16 protein-coding genes are annotated in these 15,545 nt (G+C 66.5%); 12 read left to right on the top strand and 4 right to left on the bottom strand.

Translation table 11 applies throughout. The annotated features are described in order from the left end of the window. Positions 1 to 103 precede the first annotated feature (103 nt). Both AC5JBD_RS06310 and AC5JBD_RS06305 read left to right on the top strand, forming a co-directional pair. On the top strand, positions 104 to 304 hold the full coding sequence (locus AC5JBD_RS06310; protein WP_495720910.1) for a hypothetical protein: 201 nt from the start codon (positions 104 to 106) through the stop codon (positions 302 to 304). Continuing rightward, on the top strand, positions 301 to 570 hold the full coding sequence (locus AC5JBD_RS06305; RefSeq protein ID WP_495720909.1) for a hypothetical protein: 270 nt from the start codon (positions 301 to 303) through the stop codon (positions 568 to 570). Before AC5JBD_RS06310 ends, AC5JBD_RS06305 begins: the two co-directional genes overlap by 4 nt. 4 nt (positions 571 to 574) lie before the next feature. Here AC5JBD_RS06305 and AC5JBD_RS06300 read toward each other — a convergent pair whose 3' ends face one another. Beyond that, the gene (locus tag AC5JBD_RS06300) at positions 575 to 1,582 is read right to left on the bottom strand and encodes a fumarylacetoacetate hydrolase family protein (protein ID WP_495720908.1); all 1,008 of its coding nucleotides are present in this window, start codon (positions 1,580 to 1,582) and stop codon (positions 575 to 577) included. A 103-nt stretch (positions 1,583 to 1,685) separates the two neighbouring features. Between AC5JBD_RS06300 and AC5JBD_RS06295 the strand changes: the two genes are divergently transcribed. The 7 genes from AC5JBD_RS06295 (at position 1,686) to AC5JBD_RS06265 (ending at position 10,350) form a co-directional block, all read left to right on the top strand. Further along, complete coding sequence (locus AC5JBD_RS06295; RefSeq protein ID WP_495720907.1) at positions 1,686 to 3,182, top strand: CoA-acylating methylmalonate-semialdehyde dehydrogenase; 1,497 nt, start codon at positions 1,686 to 1,688, stop codon at positions 3,180 to 3,182. Between the two features lie 2 nt (positions 3,183 to 3,184). Beyond that, positions 3,185 to 4,132 carry a polysaccharide deacetylase family protein gene (locus AC5JBD_RS06290; protein ID WP_495720906.1) on the top strand — a complete coding sequence of 316 codons (948 nt, stop codon included), beginning with the start codon at positions 3,185 to 3,187 and terminating at the stop codon, positions 4,130 to 4,132. Beyond that, the gene (locus AC5JBD_RS06285; protein WP_495720905.1) at positions 4,129 to 5,274 is read left to right on the top strand and encodes an acyl-CoA dehydrogenase family protein; all 1,146 of its coding nucleotides are present in this window, start codon (positions 4,129 to 4,131) and stop codon (positions 5,272 to 5,274) included. Before AC5JBD_RS06290 ends, AC5JBD_RS06285 begins: the two co-directional genes overlap by 4 nt. Beyond that, positions 5,271 to 6,332 carry an enoyl-CoA hydratase/isomerase family protein gene (locus AC5JBD_RS06280; protein WP_495720904.1) on the top strand — a complete coding sequence of 354 codons (1,062 nt, stop codon included), beginning with the start codon at positions 5,271 to 5,273 and terminating at the stop codon, positions 6,330 to 6,332. The genes AC5JBD_RS06285 and AC5JBD_RS06280 overlap by 4 nt, the downstream gene beginning before the upstream one ends. Then, the gene (locus tag AC5JBD_RS06275) at positions 6,329 to 7,105 is read left to right on the top strand and encodes an enoyl-CoA hydratase-related protein (RefSeq protein WP_495720903.1); all 777 of its coding nucleotides are present in this window, start codon (positions 6,329 to 6,331) and stop codon (positions 7,103 to 7,105) included. The genes AC5JBD_RS06280 and AC5JBD_RS06275 overlap by 4 nt, the downstream gene beginning before the upstream one ends. Before the next feature lie 134 nt (positions 7,106 to 7,239). Beyond that, complete coding sequence (gene mmsB, locus AC5JBD_RS06270) at positions 7,240 to 8,148, top strand: 3-hydroxyisobutyrate dehydrogenase (protein WP_495720902.1); 909 nt, start codon at positions 7,240 to 7,242, stop codon at positions 8,146 to 8,148. A gap of 81 nt (positions 8,149 to 8,229) precedes the next feature. Next, positions 8,230 to 10,350, top strand: a complete 2,121-nt coding sequence (locus AC5JBD_RS06265) for a M13 family metallopeptidase (protein WP_495720901.1) — start codon at positions 8,230 to 8,232, stop codon at positions 10,348 to 10,350. Position 10,351: 1 nt separating this feature from the next. Here the strand turns inward: AC5JBD_RS06265 and wecB are convergent, their stop codons facing one another. Together wecB and glpK are read right to left on the bottom strand one after the other, a co-directional pair. After that, positions 10,352 to 11,440 (bottom strand): non-hydrolyzing UDP-N-acetylglucosamine 2-epimerase, encoded by a 1,089-nt coding sequence (wecB, locus tag AC5JBD_RS06260; protein ID WP_495720900.1) that lies wholly within the window; start codon positions 11,438 to 11,440, stop codon positions 10,352 to 10,354. 35 nt (positions 11,441 to 11,475) lie between these two features. Further along, positions 11,476 to 12,942, bottom strand: coding sequence for a glycerol kinase GlpK (gene glpK / locus AC5JBD_RS06255; RefSeq protein WP_495720899.1), 1,467 nt, complete (start codon positions 12,940 to 12,942; stop codon positions 11,476 to 11,478). Between the two features lie 38 nt (positions 12,943 to 12,980). Between glpK and glpD the strand changes: the two genes are divergently transcribed. Continuing rightward, a complete protein-coding gene (gene glpD / locus AC5JBD_RS06250) occupies positions 12,981 to 14,435 on the top strand; it encodes a glycerol-3-phosphate dehydrogenase (protein ID WP_495720898.1) in 1,455 nt (484 codons plus the stop codon). Here glpD and AC5JBD_RS06245 read toward each other — a convergent pair. Further along, positions 14,420 to 14,554, bottom strand: coding sequence for a hypothetical protein (locus AC5JBD_RS06245; RefSeq protein ID WP_495720897.1), 135 nt, complete (start codon positions 14,552 to 14,554; stop codon positions 14,420 to 14,422). The genes glpD and AC5JBD_RS06245 overlap by 16 nt on opposite strands. A 72-nt stretch (positions 14,555 to 14,626) precedes the next feature. On the opposite strand from AC5JBD_RS06245, the gene AC5JBD_RS06240 reads away from it, so the two are divergent. Together AC5JBD_RS06240 and AC5JBD_RS06235 are read left to right on the top strand one after the other, a co-directional pair. Beyond that, on the top strand, positions 14,627 to 15,046 hold the full coding sequence (locus tag AC5JBD_RS06240) for a hypothetical protein (RefSeq protein ID WP_495720896.1): 420 nt from the start codon (positions 14,627 to 14,629) through the stop codon (positions 15,044 to 15,046). Next, positions 15,043 to 15,531 carry a hypothetical protein gene (locus AC5JBD_RS06235; RefSeq protein WP_495720895.1) on the top strand — a complete coding sequence of 163 codons (489 nt, stop codon included), beginning with the start codon at positions 15,043 to 15,045 and terminating at the stop codon, positions 15,529 to 15,531. Before AC5JBD_RS06240 ends, AC5JBD_RS06235 begins: the two co-directional genes overlap by 4 nt. Positions 15,532 to 15,545 lie beyond the last annotated feature (14 nt).

Here is a 15,545-nt window from a genome sequence, read left to right as displayed (position 1 = left end):
GCTCCTGTTGGAGCGGCGGCACAGCGAACCGTCTCGTGCGTTCCACAATCAAGTCCCTGCCGGGATACTCGAATTGAATTGGTGCCGCGTGTCGGAATTTCGATTGCTGTACCTCCGGGCCAATCGCTTGGAGCGCTGGGAGATCATTCAGGCGGAGAGCGCTCTCGCCGCTGTCCACGAAGCTGCGGCGCGGCCGAGCGACGACGTAACCGAATTGTGGTCCGACCAGGGGAAGATCGCCATTTTCCGACCGGTCGGGACCCAGGCCGGGTTCTGGCCCGCCGGCCACAGGGATATCGAATGAACGAAACGGATGCCGAAGCCGTCAAAGCGGAGGTGGTGGCGCTGCAGGCGGTGCTGATCGCCGTCTTCCGGCGCATGGCGGCGGATCGGCCCGAGCTGGCGCCGACCTTCTGCCGGGCGTTTGACGAAGCTGAGTCCATCCTCACCGGCGTCGCGATCAAGATGGGCCTGGCGGCGCCGCGCGAATCCACCGTCGGCGCGCTCAAGATCATCGAGGAAATGCGGTCCGCCGTCATCCGTGACGAGCAGGCGTGCGCCGACGGCTAGGGCGTCAGCCCTGCACCACCGTCTGCTCGATCGTGCCGAAGATCGGATGGTGATGATCATCCTCCATCCAGATCCGAACCGTGTCGCCGTGCTTCAGGAACGGGGTCGCGGCCTTGCCGTCCAGGATGGTCTCGACGGTGCGAACTTCGGCCAGGCAGGAATAGCCGCGGCCGCCGCGGGCGATCGGCGTGCCGGGGCCGCCGTCCTCGCCACGGTTTGAAACCGTTCCGGAGCCGACGATCGAGCCGGCGGCGAGGTTTCGCGTCTTGGCGAGATGGGCGATTAGGGTGCCGAAGTCGAAAGTCATGTCCTCGCCAGCATCGGCGCGGCCGAAGGGCTGCCCGTTGAGGTCCACCTTGAGCTCGCCGTGGAGCTTGCCGTCGCGCCAGCGGTCGCCGAGCTCGTCGGGCGTGATGAAGACCGGCGAGAGCGCCGAGGCGGGCTTCGACTGGAGGAAGCCGAAGCCCTTGGCGAGCTCGGCGGGAATCAGGTTGCGCAAGCTCACGTCGTTGACGAGGCCGACGAGGAGGATGTGCTCGCGGGCCTGCTCCGGCGTGACGCCGCGGGAAACATCGCCGGTCACCACCACCACTTCGGCTTCGAGGTCGCAACCCCAGCTCTCGTCCGCGAGCGGGATCGGGTCGCGGGGACCCAGCATCTCGTCGGAAGCGCCCTGATACATGAGCGGATCGGTCCAGAAGCTCTCCGGCACCTCGGCGCCGCGCGCCTGCCGGACGAGCTTGACGTGGTTCACATAGGCTGAGCCGTCCGCCCATTGATAGGCGCGCGGCAGCGGCGCCGCGGCCTGGCGCTCATGGAAGCGCATCATGGGGATCGCCTCGTGGGCGAGGTCGGTGGCAAGAAGCTGGAGCTGCGGCGCGACATTCGCCCAGTCGTCGAGCGCGGCCTGAAGAGTCGGCGCGATGTGGGTCGCGTCCGCGCACCAGGCGAGGTCGTGGCTGACGACGGCGAGCCGGCCGTCGCGGCCGCCTTTCAATGATCCGAGCTTCATTCTCTCTCCTCGCGCCCCACGTTCCTACGAGCAACTGGCATTTGCGGTGCGGCTTGGCTAGTGGCCTCCACCATCAGCTTCATTGCAGTCCCGAAGGACCATCATGCGGAAAATCGATCATTTCATCGGCGGCGCTTCCTATGCGTCGGGCGAGCGGCAGGGCGCCGTGTTCGACCCTAACCAGGGCGAGGTGCAGGCGCAGGTCGCCTTCGGCACCGCTTCCGATCTTGCGAAAGCGATGGACAATGCCCGCGCGGCGCAGCCGGCCTGGGCAGCGACCAATCCGCAGCGCCGAGCGCGCGTGATGTTCAAGTATAAGGAGCTGGTCGAGGCGAACATGGAAGAGCTGGCGCGCCTGCTCTCCTCCGAACATGGCAAGGTGATCGCGGACGCGAAGGGCGACGTGCAGCGCGGCCTGGAGGTGATCGAGTTCGCCTGCGGCATCCCCCATGCACTGAAGGGCGAATATACGCAGGGCGCCGGGCCCGGCATCGACGTCTATTCGATGCGCCAGCCGCTCGGCATCGTCGCCGGCATCACGCCGTTCAACTTCCCGGCGATGATTCCGATGTGGATGTTCGGCGTCGCGATCGCCTGCGGCAACGCGTTCATCCTGAAGCCCTCCGAGCGGGATCCTTCGGTGCCGGTGCGCCTCGCCGAGCTGATGAAGGAGGCGGGCCTGCCTGACGGCATCCTCCAGGTCGTGCATGGCGACAAGGAGATGGTCGACGCGATCCTCGACGAGCCGGACATCAGCGCGATCAGCTTCGTCGGTTCCTCCGACATCGCGCAATATATCTACAGCCGCGGCACCGCGAACGGGAAGCGCGTCCAGGCGTTCGGCGGCGCCAAGAATCACGGCATCGTCATGCCGGACGCCGATCTCGACATGGTGGTGAACGACCTTGCCGGCGCCGCATTCGGCTCGGCCGGCGAGCGCTGTATGGCGCTGCCCGTGGTGGTGCCGGTTGGCGAGAAAACGGCCAACGAGCTGCGCGAGGCGCTTATTCCAGCCATTCGCAAGCTGCGCGTTGGCGTCTCAACCGATGCCGAGGCCCATTACGGCCCGGTGGTGACCTCGGTCCACAAGGCGCGGATCGAGCAGTATATCCAGATGTGCGCCGACGAGGGCGGCGAGCTGGTGATCGACGGCCGCGGCTTCTCGCTTCAGGGGCACGAGAAGGGCTTCTTCATCGGCCCGACCTTCTTCGATCACGTGAAGCCGAATTTCCGCTCCTACAAGGAGGAGATTTTCGGCCCCGTGCTGCAGATGGTCCGCGCCGAGAGTTTCGAGGAGGCGCTGCGCCTCCCCTCCGAGCACGAATATGGCAACGGCGTCGCCATTTTCACCCGCAACGGCCATGCGGCGCGCGAATTCGCGGCGCGGGTCAACGTCGGCATGGTCGGCATCAACGTGCCGATCCCGGTGCCTGTCGCCTATCACACGTTCGGCGGCTGGAAGCGCTCGGGCTTCGGGGACATCGACCAGCACGGCCCGGAAGGCGTGCGCTTCTGGACCAAGAACAAGAAGGTCACCCAGCGCTGGCCCGACGGCTCGGTCACCGGCGAGAACGCCTTCGTTATCCCGACCATGGGCTGAGCGTGGCCGCACGCCTCCTCCTCGTCCTGCTGAGCCTCCTCCTCGGCCTGACCACTCCGGCTGCGGCGGAGAAACGGATCGCGCTGAGCTTCGACGACGTGCCGCGCCATGCCGGCGGCTTCTTCACGCCCGACGAGCGCACGAAGGAACTGATCGTTGCGCTGAAGCGAGGCGGCGTGCCGCAGGCTGGGTTTTTCGTCACGACGGGGCATCTGAGCAAGCCGCAGGGCGCCGACGGTGATAAGCGCATCGACGCCTATGTCGCCGCCGGCCATGTGATCGCCAACCACTCGGTCACCCATCCCTGGCTCTCGCGGACCTCGGTCGAGGATTATGTTGCCGAGATCGATCAGGCGGAGGCCTGGCTCGCATCGCGTCCCGGCCGCCGGCCCTGGTATCGGTATCCCTTCCTCGACGAAGCCGGCCGCGACACGGCCAAGCGCGATGCTGTGCGGTCGGCGCTCAAGCAGCGCGGCCTGCGCAACGCCTATGTGACGATCGACAATTTCGACTGGCACCTGGACGCGCTCGCCTCGAAGGCGAAGCGGGAAGGCACCCCGATCGACATGGATGGGCTGCGCGATCTCTATGTCGAGACGCTGGTGATGACGGCCAACTTCTACGACCGCATGGCCATCGAGACGCTCGGCCGATCGCCCGCGCACGTGCTCCTGCTCCATGAGACGGACCTCAACGCGATGTTCATCGACGATCTCGCCGCGGGCTTGCGGAAGGCGGGATGGGAGATCATCCCGATCGACGAGGCGTATCGAGATCCGATCGCCGCCACCGAGCCAGACACCTGGTTCCTCGGCGAGGGACGCGTATCTGCTCTGGCGCAGATGAAGGGGCGGCAGCCTCGCGAGCTTGTGCACGAGCGCACCGACGAAGAGGTGCTTACCAGGCTTTTCAACGAACATGTCCTGAAGCAGGCAGCGGAAACCAGATGACCAACCAGTTCGACCTCACCGACGAGCAGCGCCAGATCCAGGAGATGGCACAGCAATTCACCGCCGATGCGCTCACGCCGCATGCGGGCGAGTGGGACGAGAAGCACATCTTCCCGCGCGACACGATCAAGGCGGCGGCGGAGCTTGGGTTCGGGGCGATCTACGTCAGCGAGGAGAGCGGCGGGATCGGGCTCGGGCGGCTCGAGGCGGCGTTGATCATGGAGGCGATGGCCTATGGCGATCCGTCCACCTCCGCCTTCATCTCGATCCATAACATGGCCGCCTGGATGATCGACCGCTTCGGCGCGGCGGCGGTGAAGGAGAAGTATCTGCCGTCGATGGTGACGATGGACCGGCTCGGCTCCTATGCGCTGACCGAGCCGGGTTCCGGCTCCGATGCGGCTGCGCTGAAGACGCGGGCGATGAAGGACGGCGACCATTATGTCGTCTCCGGCTCCAAGGCCTTCATATCGGGCGGCGGCGAGAACGAGATCTATGTGACGATGGTCCGCACCGGCCAGGAAGGCCCGAAGGGGATCAGCGCGCTCGTCATCGAGAAGGACATGCCGGGCGTCAGCTTCGGCGCGCAGGAAAAGAAGCTCGGCTGGCACTCGCAGCCGACCTGCCAGGTCAATTTCGACGAAGTGCGGGTGCCGGCCGAGAACCTGGTCGGCGCCGGGGGCGAAGGCTTCCGCATCGCGATGATGGGCCTCGACGGCGGTCGCCTGAACATCGGCGCCTGCTCATTGGGCGGGGCCCAGCGCTGCCTCGACGAGGCGCTGCGCTACACCAAGGAGCGCAAGGCCTTTGGGCAGCAGATTGCCGATTTCCAGAATACCCAGTTCACGCTTGCCGACATGGAGACCGAGTTGCAGGCGGCGCGCGTCCTGCTTTACGCCGCCGCCGTGAAGGTAACCGAGAATGCGCCCGACAAGACCCGCTTTGCCGCGATGGCGAAGCGGCTGGCGACCGACACCGGCTCCTCCGTGGTCGACCGGGCGCTGCAGCTGCACGGCGGCTACGGTTACCTCCAGGACTATCCGATCGAGCGCTTTTGGCGCGACCTTCGCGTCCACTCCATCCTCGAAGGCACCAACCAGATCATGCGCCACGTCATCGCCCGGGACATGCTCCGCCAGTGAACGACGTCCTGACGGAGATTGACGGCAAGGCAGGACGCATTCGGCTGAACCGGCCGCAGGCGATCCATGCCCTGACGAGAAGCATGTGCAGCGCGATGATCGCTGCGCTGGTGGAATGGCGGCAGGATGCGGAGATCGGCGCCGTGATGATCGATCACGCCCAGGGACGCGGTTTCTGCGCCGGCGGCGACGTCCGCATGCTGGCGGAGAGCGGCGCCGGCGACGGGCGGGAAGCGCGCGCTTTCTTCCATGAGGAATATCGGCTGAACCACCTGCTGTTCACCTATGTGAAGCCGACGATTTCATTCATGGACGGGATCACGATGGGCGGGGGCGTCGGCATCTCGCAGCCCTGCCGCTTCCGGGTCGCGACCGAGAATACCCGTTTCGCGATGCCGGAAACGACGATCGGGCTGTTCCCGGACGTCGGCGGGGGCTGGTATCTGTCGCGGCTTCCGGGCCGGACCGGACAGTTCCTCGCGCTGACCGGCGCCAGGCTGGACGGCGCCGAATGCCATGCGCTCGGCCTCGCCACCCACTACGTGCCGCAGGAGGCGCTGGCGGGCGTGAAGGCGGCGATCGCCGCCAAGCCGGATCAGGTCGAGAGCATCCTCGACCGCGCAAGCGCCCCGCCGCCTGCCGCCCGGATCGTCGCCAATCGCGAGCGGATCGACCGGCTGTTCGCCTCCGACCGATATGAGGAGATACTGGCAGCCCTGGAGGCGGACGGCAGCGACTGGGCGCAGACCGAACTCGAGACGCTGCGGGGCAAGAGCCCTCAGGCCTGCAAGGTCTCGCTGCGGCTCCTCTCCGACGGCGCGAAGATGCACGACTTCGCCGATGAGATGCGCCAGGAATATGGCGTCGCCGCCCATGTCGTGCAGCGCCACGATTTCGTAGAGGGCGTGCGCGCCCTGCTGGTCGACAAGGACAATGAGCCGCGCTGGGATCCGGAGACGCCGGAGCGGGTCACGGACCACATGATCGATACGATTTTCGCGCCGTTGCTCGAAGACGAGCAGTGGACGCCGCTCTCCACCGATGGAGCCATGCCATGACGGACTATGAGAATATCCTCGTCGAGCAGCGGGGGGCGGTCACGCTCATCACGCTCAACCGGCCGAAGGCACTGAACGCGTTAAACACTGACGTGCTGCGGGAGCTGATCGCCGCCTTCGCCACCTATGATGCGGATCCGAGCCAGCGCTGTGCGGTGCTGACCGGCAGCGAGCGTGCTTTCGCGGCCGGTGCCGACATCAAGGAGATGGAGAGCCAAGGCTTTGCGTCCATGTATTCGTCCAACTTCTTCCAGGGCTGGGAGAAGGTGACGGCAACCCGCAAGCCGTGGATCGCGGCGGTGGCGGGCTATGCGCTCGGGGGCGGCTGCGAGGTGGCGATGATGGCGGACGTCATCATCGCCGCGGACACCGCTCAGTTCGGCCAGCCCGAGATCAAGCTCGGCGTTACCCCGGGCATGGGCGGGTCGCAGCGGCTCACCCATGCGGTCGGCAAGGCCAAGGCAATGGAAATGTGCCTCACCGGCCGCAACATGGGCGCGGAGGAAGCCGAGCGCGCGGGGCTGGTGGCGAAGGTGGTCCCGGCGGCGGACCTGCTCGACGAGGCGCTGAAGACGGCGGAGCTGATCGCAGGCATGGCGCCGTTGGCCGCGATCGCCACTAAGGAGCAGGTCAACGCCGCGTTCGAGATGAGCCTGGCGCAGGGCATCAACTTCGAGCGGCGGCTGTTCCACGGCCTGTTCGGCAGCGAGGATCAGAAGGAAGGGATGAGCGCCTTCGTCGCCAAGCGTAAGGCGGAGTGGACAGGAAGATGAATTCCCTCTCCCCTTCTGGGGAGAGGGTGGCTGAGCATAGCGAAGCCGGGAGAGGGGCAGTCGGATTGCCCCCTCTCCCTGCTGCTTCGCAGCGTCCCTCTCCCCTGAAGGGGAGAGGGTTGTAGGAGGATGGAATGGCACGGGTAGCATTTATCGGGCTCGGCAACATGGGCGGCGGGATGGCCGCGAACCTGGCCAAGGCGGGGCATGAGGTGCGGGCGTTCGACCTCAGCGAGGCGGCGCTGACCAAGGCGAAGGAGCGCGGCTGCAGGCGCGCCGGGTCGGCGGCTGAAGCCGTCGCCGACGCCGATGCTGTGGTGACGATGCTGCCGGCGGGCGAGCATGTGCGCGAGGTCTATGAGAGCAGCGTCATCGGCACCGCGCCGAAGAACGCGATCCTGATCGACTGCTCCACGATCGACGTGGCCACCGCGCGCGAGGAGATCGAGAAGGCGGCAGCACAAGGCTATCGGATGGTTGACGCGCCAGTCTCCGGCGGCATCGCCGCGGCGGAAGGCGGCACCCTCACCTTCATGGTCGGCGGCAGCGACGAGGCGTTCGGCCGCGCGCGCGAGTTCCTCGAGCTGATGGGCAAGGCCGTGATCCATGCCGGCGGCCCCGGCTCCGGCCAGGCGGCGAAGATTTGCAACAACATGCTGCTCGGCGCCTCGATGGTCGCGACCTGCGAGACGTTCGTCCTGGCGCAGAAGCTCGGGCTCGATCCGCAGACCTTCTTCGACATTTCCAGCCAGGCGTCGGGCCAGTGCTGGTCGATGACGAGCTATTGCCCCCTCCCTGGCGTCGGACCGGCCACCCCCGCCGATCGCGACTATGAGGGCGGCTTCGCGGCCGCCTTGATGCTGAAGGATCTGCGGCTGGCGATGGAGGCGGCGCAGAGCGTCGATTCCTACACGCCGATGGGCAGCCATGCGGAAGAGCTCTACACGCGCTTCGCCGAGAAGCTCGGCGGGGCAGGCAAGGATTTTTCCGGCATTATCAAGATGATCGACGACAGCTGGGTCGCGCCGCCACCGCCCTCATGAGTTGATTTTTCCAGCTAATTCCGTTACTTGTGACCTATTGCCCGATCCGGGTGGGCGGGCTCCCCTAAATCGAGGAAATCCATGAAATCTCTGCGCTTCACCGCATCCGTGCTCGCACTCGCCTTCGCCGCGCCCGCCGTGGCGCATGAGGATCATCAGTGCGTCGACACGCAGTGCACGATGCTGTCGCTGTTCGCGCAGCCCGCCTCCTCAGGCAGCTCGACGGTGCAGAGCATCGAGGCGCCGCGCATGGGCAGCTGGGGCATCGACACCGCCGGCATGGACAAAACGGTGAAGCCGGGCGACGACTTCTTTGGCTACGTCAACGGCACCTGGGCCAAGACCACCCAGATCCCCGCCGACCGCTCCTCTTATGGCGGTTTCGCGATTCTCCGTGATCTCTCCGAGGCGCGGGTGCGGCAGCTCGTCGAGGGCTACAAGGCCGGCAATCCGGCGACGGACGGCGACCAGGCCAAGGTCGCAGCCATCTATCGCGGCTTCATGGACGAAGCGGCAATCGAGGCGCTCGACGCCAAGCCGCTCCAGCCCAAGCTGGCGGCGATCCGCGCGGTCAAGACCAAGGACGACATGGCGCGGCTGATGGGCCAGTCCTTCGCCGGCGTCGGCCGCTCCTTCTTCAGCGCCTTCGTCAATGACGACAGCAAGAATCCGGACTTCTACACCCTCTATATGGGCCAGTCCGGCCTCGGTCTCTCCGACCGCGAGCTCTACCTCCAGGAGAAGTTCGCGCCGCAGAAGGCGCGCTATCAGCAATATGTCGCGCAGATGCTTGGCATGGCCGGCTGGGCCAATGCCGAGAAGGCGGCAGCCGACATCGTCGCGCTGGAGACCGAGATCGCCACTGCGCACTGGACCCGCGCCGAGAGCCGCAACCGCGACAAGACCTACAACCCGATGACGCTGGCACAGCTCCAGGCCAACGCGCCGGGCTTCCCCTGGGCGACCTTCATGGCGGCCGCGGGCGTCGAGAAGTCGGACAAGGCGGTCGTCTCGCAGAACACCGCCTTCCCCAAGCTTGCGCAGATCTTCGCCAAAACCGATCTGGAGACGCTGAAGGCCTGGCAGGCCTTCCACACCACCGACGAGGCCGCGCCGCTTCTTTCGAAGCGCTTCGTCGATGCGAATTTCGAGTTCCGGCAGAAGTTCCTGAACGGCCAGCCCGAGCAGCGCGAGCGCTGGAAGCGCGGCGTCGCCCTGGCCGAGGACGCGATGGGCGAGGCGATCGGCCGCGACTACGTCAAGCTCTACTATCCGCCCGAAGCCAAGGCGAAGATGGACAAACTGGTCGCCGACCTGCGCGTCGCGATGCGCAACCGCATCGAGGGCCTCCAGTGGATGGGCCCCGAGAGCAAGCAGGAGGCGCTCGCCAAGCTCGCCAATTTCGGCCTGAAGATCGGCCATCCGGACGAGTGGCGCGATTATTCGGGCCTGACGATCCGCAACGGCGATCTGTTCGGCAATGTCGAGCGGGCGGCGAAGTTCGAATGGGATTATCGCCGCAACCGGCTCGGCCAGCGCGTGGACGAGAAAGAGTGGGGCATGACCCCGCAGACGGTGAACGCTTATTATTCGCCGGTAAAGAACGAGATCGTCTTCCCGGCCGCGATCCTGCAGCCGCCCTTCTTCGATCCCAACGCCGATCCGGCCGTCAATTACGGCGCGATCGGCGGCGTGATCGGGCACGAGATCAGCCACGGCTTCGACGATCAAGGCCGCAAGTCCGACGGCAAGGGCGTGCTGCGCGACTGGTGGACCGCCGAAGATGCTGCAAAGTTCGAGGCGCAGGCGACCACGCTCGGCGGCCAGTATGAGGCCTATGCCTTCCCCACCCTGCCCGGCATGCACATCAACGGCCGCGTCGCGATGGGCGAGAATATCGGCGACCTCGGCGGCGTGCTGCTGGGCCTCGAGGCCTATCGCAACTCGCTGGGCGGCAAGCCGGCGCCGGTGATCGACGGCTTCACCGGCGAGCAAAGGCTGTTCATGGGCTGGGCGCAGGTGTGGCGCACCCTGTGGCGCGACGATGCGCTCAGGCAGCAGATCGTCAACGGCCCGCACTCACCGGGCCAGATCCGCGCCTACGCGCCGCTCAGGAACGTCGACGCCTGGTATGAGGCGTTCAACGTCCAGCCGGGCGACAAGCTCTACGTCGCCCCGGAGAACCGGGTCCGCATCTGGTAAGTTAGAGACGCGCGCGCAGGTCGGCCACACAGCGGGCGGCGGTGTTGCCGTCCCACAGTTCCGGCCTGCGCTTCGCCGCCACGCCATTGGCGAGCGCCTGCTCCAGCTCCGCCACCAGACTGTCTGCGCGGACGAGGCGGTTCGTGCCCTGGCTGATGGTGATCGGACGCTCGGTATTCTCTCGCAAAGTCAGGCAGGGGATGCCGAGATAGGTGGTCTCCTCCTGGATGCCCCCGCTGTCGGTGATGGCGGCGGCGGCCGACGTGACCAGGCTCATGAAGCGGACATAAGGCTGCGGATCGATCAGCTTGACGCCGGAGAGCCGCAGCACCTCGTGCAGGCCAGTCGCCTGCAGGCGCTGCGCGGTTCGGGGGTGGAGCGGGAAAACCAGAGGCAGGCGCTTCTGCACCGCGACGAGCGCTTCGACGAGGCGGGCGAACTGAGCCGGTTCGTCGACGTTCGAAGGGCGGTGGAGCGTGACGACGCCGTAGCCGCCGCGCTCCAGGCCGAGTTCGGCGGCGACGTTAGCGGCCTCGATTCCAGGGCGGACGAGCTCGAAGCTGTCGAGCATGATGTTGCCGACGCGGCTGATCCGTTCCGCCCCTATGCCTTCGGAAGCGAGGTTCTCGTCCGCGTCGGGCGAGGGAGTCCAGAGGACGTCCGACAGGGCGTCGGTGACGAGGCGGTTGATCTCCTCGGGCATATCGCGGTCGCGGCTGCGCAGGCCCGCCTCGAGGTGGACGACGGGGAAGCGGAGCTTGGCGCCGACCATTGCACAGGCAGCGGTGGAGTTGACGTCCCCAACGACAACCAGCCAGTCCGGCCGGTCCGCCGCTGCCACTTTCTCATAGGCGATCATCACGCCGCCGGTCTGTTCGGCATGGCTGCCCGAGCCAACGCCCAAATGATGGTCGGGCTGAGGAAGCTTCAGGTCGGCGAAGATCGCGTCCGACATGTTCGCGTCGTAATGCTGGCCGGTGTGGATCAGCACCGGATCGAAATCGTCGGCGGCGCTCAGCGCGTGCCAAAGCGGCGCCACCTTCATGAAGTTCGGGCGCGCCGCGGCGATGAGATGGATGCGCTGGGACATGGCCGGCTAAATAGCTGCCAAGATTTAAGAAGCCGCTAGCGCAACACTGCTTCTAGCGCTCTGCGCCAGCCCGCAAGGCGTGCCTCCCGGACCTCGTGCGGCATCGCTGGTTCGAAGCGCTGCACCTCGCCCCGCATGCACGCGGCCTCTTCGAGCGACGAGAACAAGCCGCAGCCGATACCCGCCAGCATCGCGGCGCCGAGCGCGGTGGTTTCGACGAAGGCGGGCCGCTCGACCGGGAGCCCGAGCATGTCGGCCAGATCCTGCGTGAGCCAGTCATTGGCGGCCATCCCGCCGTCCACCTTGAGGCATTGCCAGCGCGCGCCGTCGGAGGCGAAAGCGGTCATCAGGTCACTCGTCTGGTGCGCCATGGCTTCCAGCGCGGCCCGGGCGATATGGGCGCGTCCCGTCGCAAAGCTGAGGCCGGTGATCGAGCCGCGAGCGGAAGGCTGCCAGTGGGGCGCGCCCAAGCCGGAAAGCGCGGGCACGAGCTGAACGCCGCCGCTGTCCTCGACTGAGCGGGCAAGCTCCTCGGTCTCGACAGCGCTCTTCAGCAGGCCGAGATCGTCGCGGAGCCACTTGATCAGGCTGCCGGCGACGAACACCGAACCTTCAAGGGCATAGCTCCTCCGGCCGCCGAGCTGCCACGCGATGGTGGAGAGCAGGCGGTGCTGCGAATGCTGCAGCGTGTCGCCGGTGTTCGTGAGCACGAAGGCGCCGGTGCCGTAGGTCGCCTTGGTCTCGCCCGGTGCGAAGCAGGCCTGGCCGATCGACGCCGCCTGCTGGTCGCCAGCCATTCCGGTGATGGGGATGGAGGCACCGAACAGAGTGGTCTTCGCAAGGCGCCCGGCGCAGTCCACAATCTCAGGAAGCGCAGCGCGGGGAACGTCCCAGAGGCCGAGCAGCTCCTCATCCCAGTCGCCGGAGGAGATGTCCATCAGTGCGGTGCGGGAGGCGTTGGTGGCGTCGGTGATGTGGAGGCCGCCGGTCAGGCGGTAGACCAGCCAGCTTTCAACCGTTCCGACCATGAGATCATCGCCAGCCGCCTTGACCTCCGGCCAATGCTCCAGCGCCCAGCCGATCTTGCTGGCGCTGAAATAGGGGTCGAGGAGAAGGCCCGTGCGCTGCTGGACGAGCGGCTCATGCCGAGCCTCGCGCAGCCGCTCGCACAGGCTCTCGGTGCGCCGGTCCTGCCAGACAATGGCCGGGGCGAGCGCCCTCCCCGTCCGCCGGGACCAGAAGACGATCGTCTCGCGCTGGTTGGTGATGCCGATCGCCATGACGCGCTCGGCTCCGCCGGCCTTGGCCACCATCGCCTCGGCGCAGGCGAGGCTGAGGGTCCAGATCTCCTCCGCATCGTGCTCGACCCAGCCCGGCCGCGGATAATGCTGGGTGAGGTCGCGCTGCTCGGAGCCGAGGCAGCGTCCGTCGGATGCGAACAGCATCGCACGGGTGCTGGTCGTGCCTTCGTCGATGACGAGGATTGCGCGCTCCGTTTGCATGGCTGAACATTGCCGCCCGACCGGCTAAGCATCAAGTGATGGACAGTTACGACCTCCTCATCGTCGGCGGCGGGATCAACGGCACGGCCATCGCGCGCGACGCGGCAATGCGGGGGATGAAGCTGCTGCTCGTCGAGAAGGACGATCTGGCCCAGCATACCAGCTCGGCGTCGTCCAAGCTGATCCATGGGGGCCTCCGATATCTGGAATATCACGAGTTCCGGCTGGTCCGCGAGGCACTGAGGGAGCGGGAGATCCTGCTCGAAATGGCACCCCATATCGTCAGGCCGCTCGAATTCGTGCTGCCGCACGGCCCCGGCATGAGACCATGGTGGATGGTCCGTGCGGGCCTCAAGCTCTACGATCTGCTCGCCTGGGGAAGCCGCTTGCCGAAAGCGCGCACAACGGGTGAAATCCAGTATGCCGAGCCCCTGCGCCAAGCGGACGGCCTGCGCCTCGCCGTCTATAGCGATGCCTGGGTGGACGATGCCCGGCTGGTGGTGCTGAACGCAGTCGATGCCGCCGAGCATGGCGCCGAAATCGCCACGCGGACCGAGCTGCTCTCCGCTCGCCGTGACGCCGAAGCCTGGCAGGCGAGCCTATCCGACGGCCGCACCGTTCGAACGTCCGCGATCGTCAATGCCGCCGGCCCGTGGGTGGCGGAGGTGCTCGGCGGCAGGCTGCGGGAGAACAGCGCTAGCAAGGTGCGCCTGATCAAGGGCAGCCACATCGTCGTTCCGCGGCTTTACCAAGGCGAACACGCCTATATCCTGCAGCAGCCGGACGGCCGGGTCGTATTCGCCCTCCCCTATGGCGAGTTCAGCCTGGTCGGCACCACCGACATTCCTGTCGAGCGGCCCGACGACGCAGTGATCAGCCAGGAAGAGACCGAGTATCTCTGCGCAGCCGTGAACCCCTACTTCCGCAAGCAGACCCGGCCGGAGGATCTGGTCTGGAGCTATTCCGGCGTTCGGTCCCTCCATGACGACGGCGCAAGCAGCGCGCAGGCGGTCACACGCGACTATCATCTCGAGTTGGACGACGATCCCGGCGCCAGGCTGCTGTCGGTGTTCGGCGGTAAGATCACCACCGCGCGGGCACTGGCCGAGGAGGCGGTCGGCCTGCTCGGCATGCGGGGGAAAAGCAGCACGCGGGCCCAGTGGCTTCCGGGCGGCGAGATGAACGACATGAGGGACGACAGATACGAGGATTTGCTCAGGCGGCTCGAAGGCTGGATGCCGCGGGACCTGATCAGCCGTCTCGCAGGCCAGTATGGCGCACGCCTGGCACAGGTGGTCGGCGACGCTCGTTCACTTGACGATTTGGGGCATCATTTCGGCGCCGGCCTCTACGAAGCCGAGGTGCGCTACCTTCGACACAAGGAGTTCGCCCGCACCGCAGAAGACATTGTGTGGCGGCGCACGAAGCTCGGCCTCAGGATGGGCGAGGCTGAAATCGCGGCCTTAGCGACGGCGCTTCAGGGTCCCTCGTGAAGCGGATCGGTGCCGTGCTCGGGCACGGCGTCCATCTCCTTGCGGTTCCTCTCGCCCTCCTTGGCGATCTCCTCCCTGTCGGAAGGCAGATGCTCCTCGGTCTGCTCTTTGTGGTTCATGCCGGATCTCCTTTCGCTGGCCCAACGCGTGCACAGCCGGAACGGCTCCGCGCGTCTCGGGTTTGAACCGCCATGGGACTGACGCCGCAGCAAGCCTATGATCGCGCCCGCAAAGGCGGAGAGACTGTGCTCGGCTGGGAGGTGGACCGGGCGCAGCGCCAGGAGCTGCTGCTCCAATTCCCGCCCAGCTTCGACAACGTGGTTGCGGACCACGTTACTCTTGCGGCGAAGGTGAAGAAGGACTCCGAGCTGCCGGGCGACGTCACCGGCGAGATCGTTGGGCGCGCCGACGACGGCAAGGGCGTCGAGGCGATGGTGGTGAGCATCGAGGGCACGACCGACCGGCCGGACGGCAGCACCTATCACATCACCTGGTCGCTCGGCCCCGGCCGCCGGGCCAAAGAAAGCAACGACGTCATCAGGCAGCATGGCTGGGAGAAGCTGGAGCTGCCCATGCCGGTCAAGCTCAGTCCGAAAAGGTGGCCGCGGTGAGGCAGCTCTATCTCGATTGCGACGGCGTCCTCGCAGACTTCGACGCGGGTGCGGAGACGGTGCTTGGCCTGAAGCCGCGCGCCTTCGAGCAGCGCCACAATATCGGCAAGATGTGGGGCCGGCTCGCCTCGGCCCCAGATTTCTACGGCACGCTGCCGATAATGCCGGGCGCGCAGGAGCTGTTCGAGGCGGTGCGGCACCTCGATCCGATCATCCTCACCGGCCTGCCGCGGGGTAATTGGGCGGCGCCGCAGAAGGTGCGGTGGGCGGCGGAGCATTTCCCGGGCACGCGCATCATCACCTGTATGGCCCGGGACAAGCGCGACCATGCTAGGGAAGGTGACGTGCTGGTCGACGACACCCTGAAGCACCGGCACCTGTGGGAGGAAGCGGGCGGCATCTTCGTCCACCACCGTAATGCGGCGGAGACGCTGGAGGAACTAAGCCGCTACTTTTCGCTCAACGTCTCCCAAGCTGCGAGGTAACCGCACAAACGAAA

The organism is Allosphingosinicella sp. (assembly GCF_059502505.1).
Note: the sequence above shows the minus strand (reverse complement) of the source record. Positions and strands in the feature narration are given on the sequence as shown.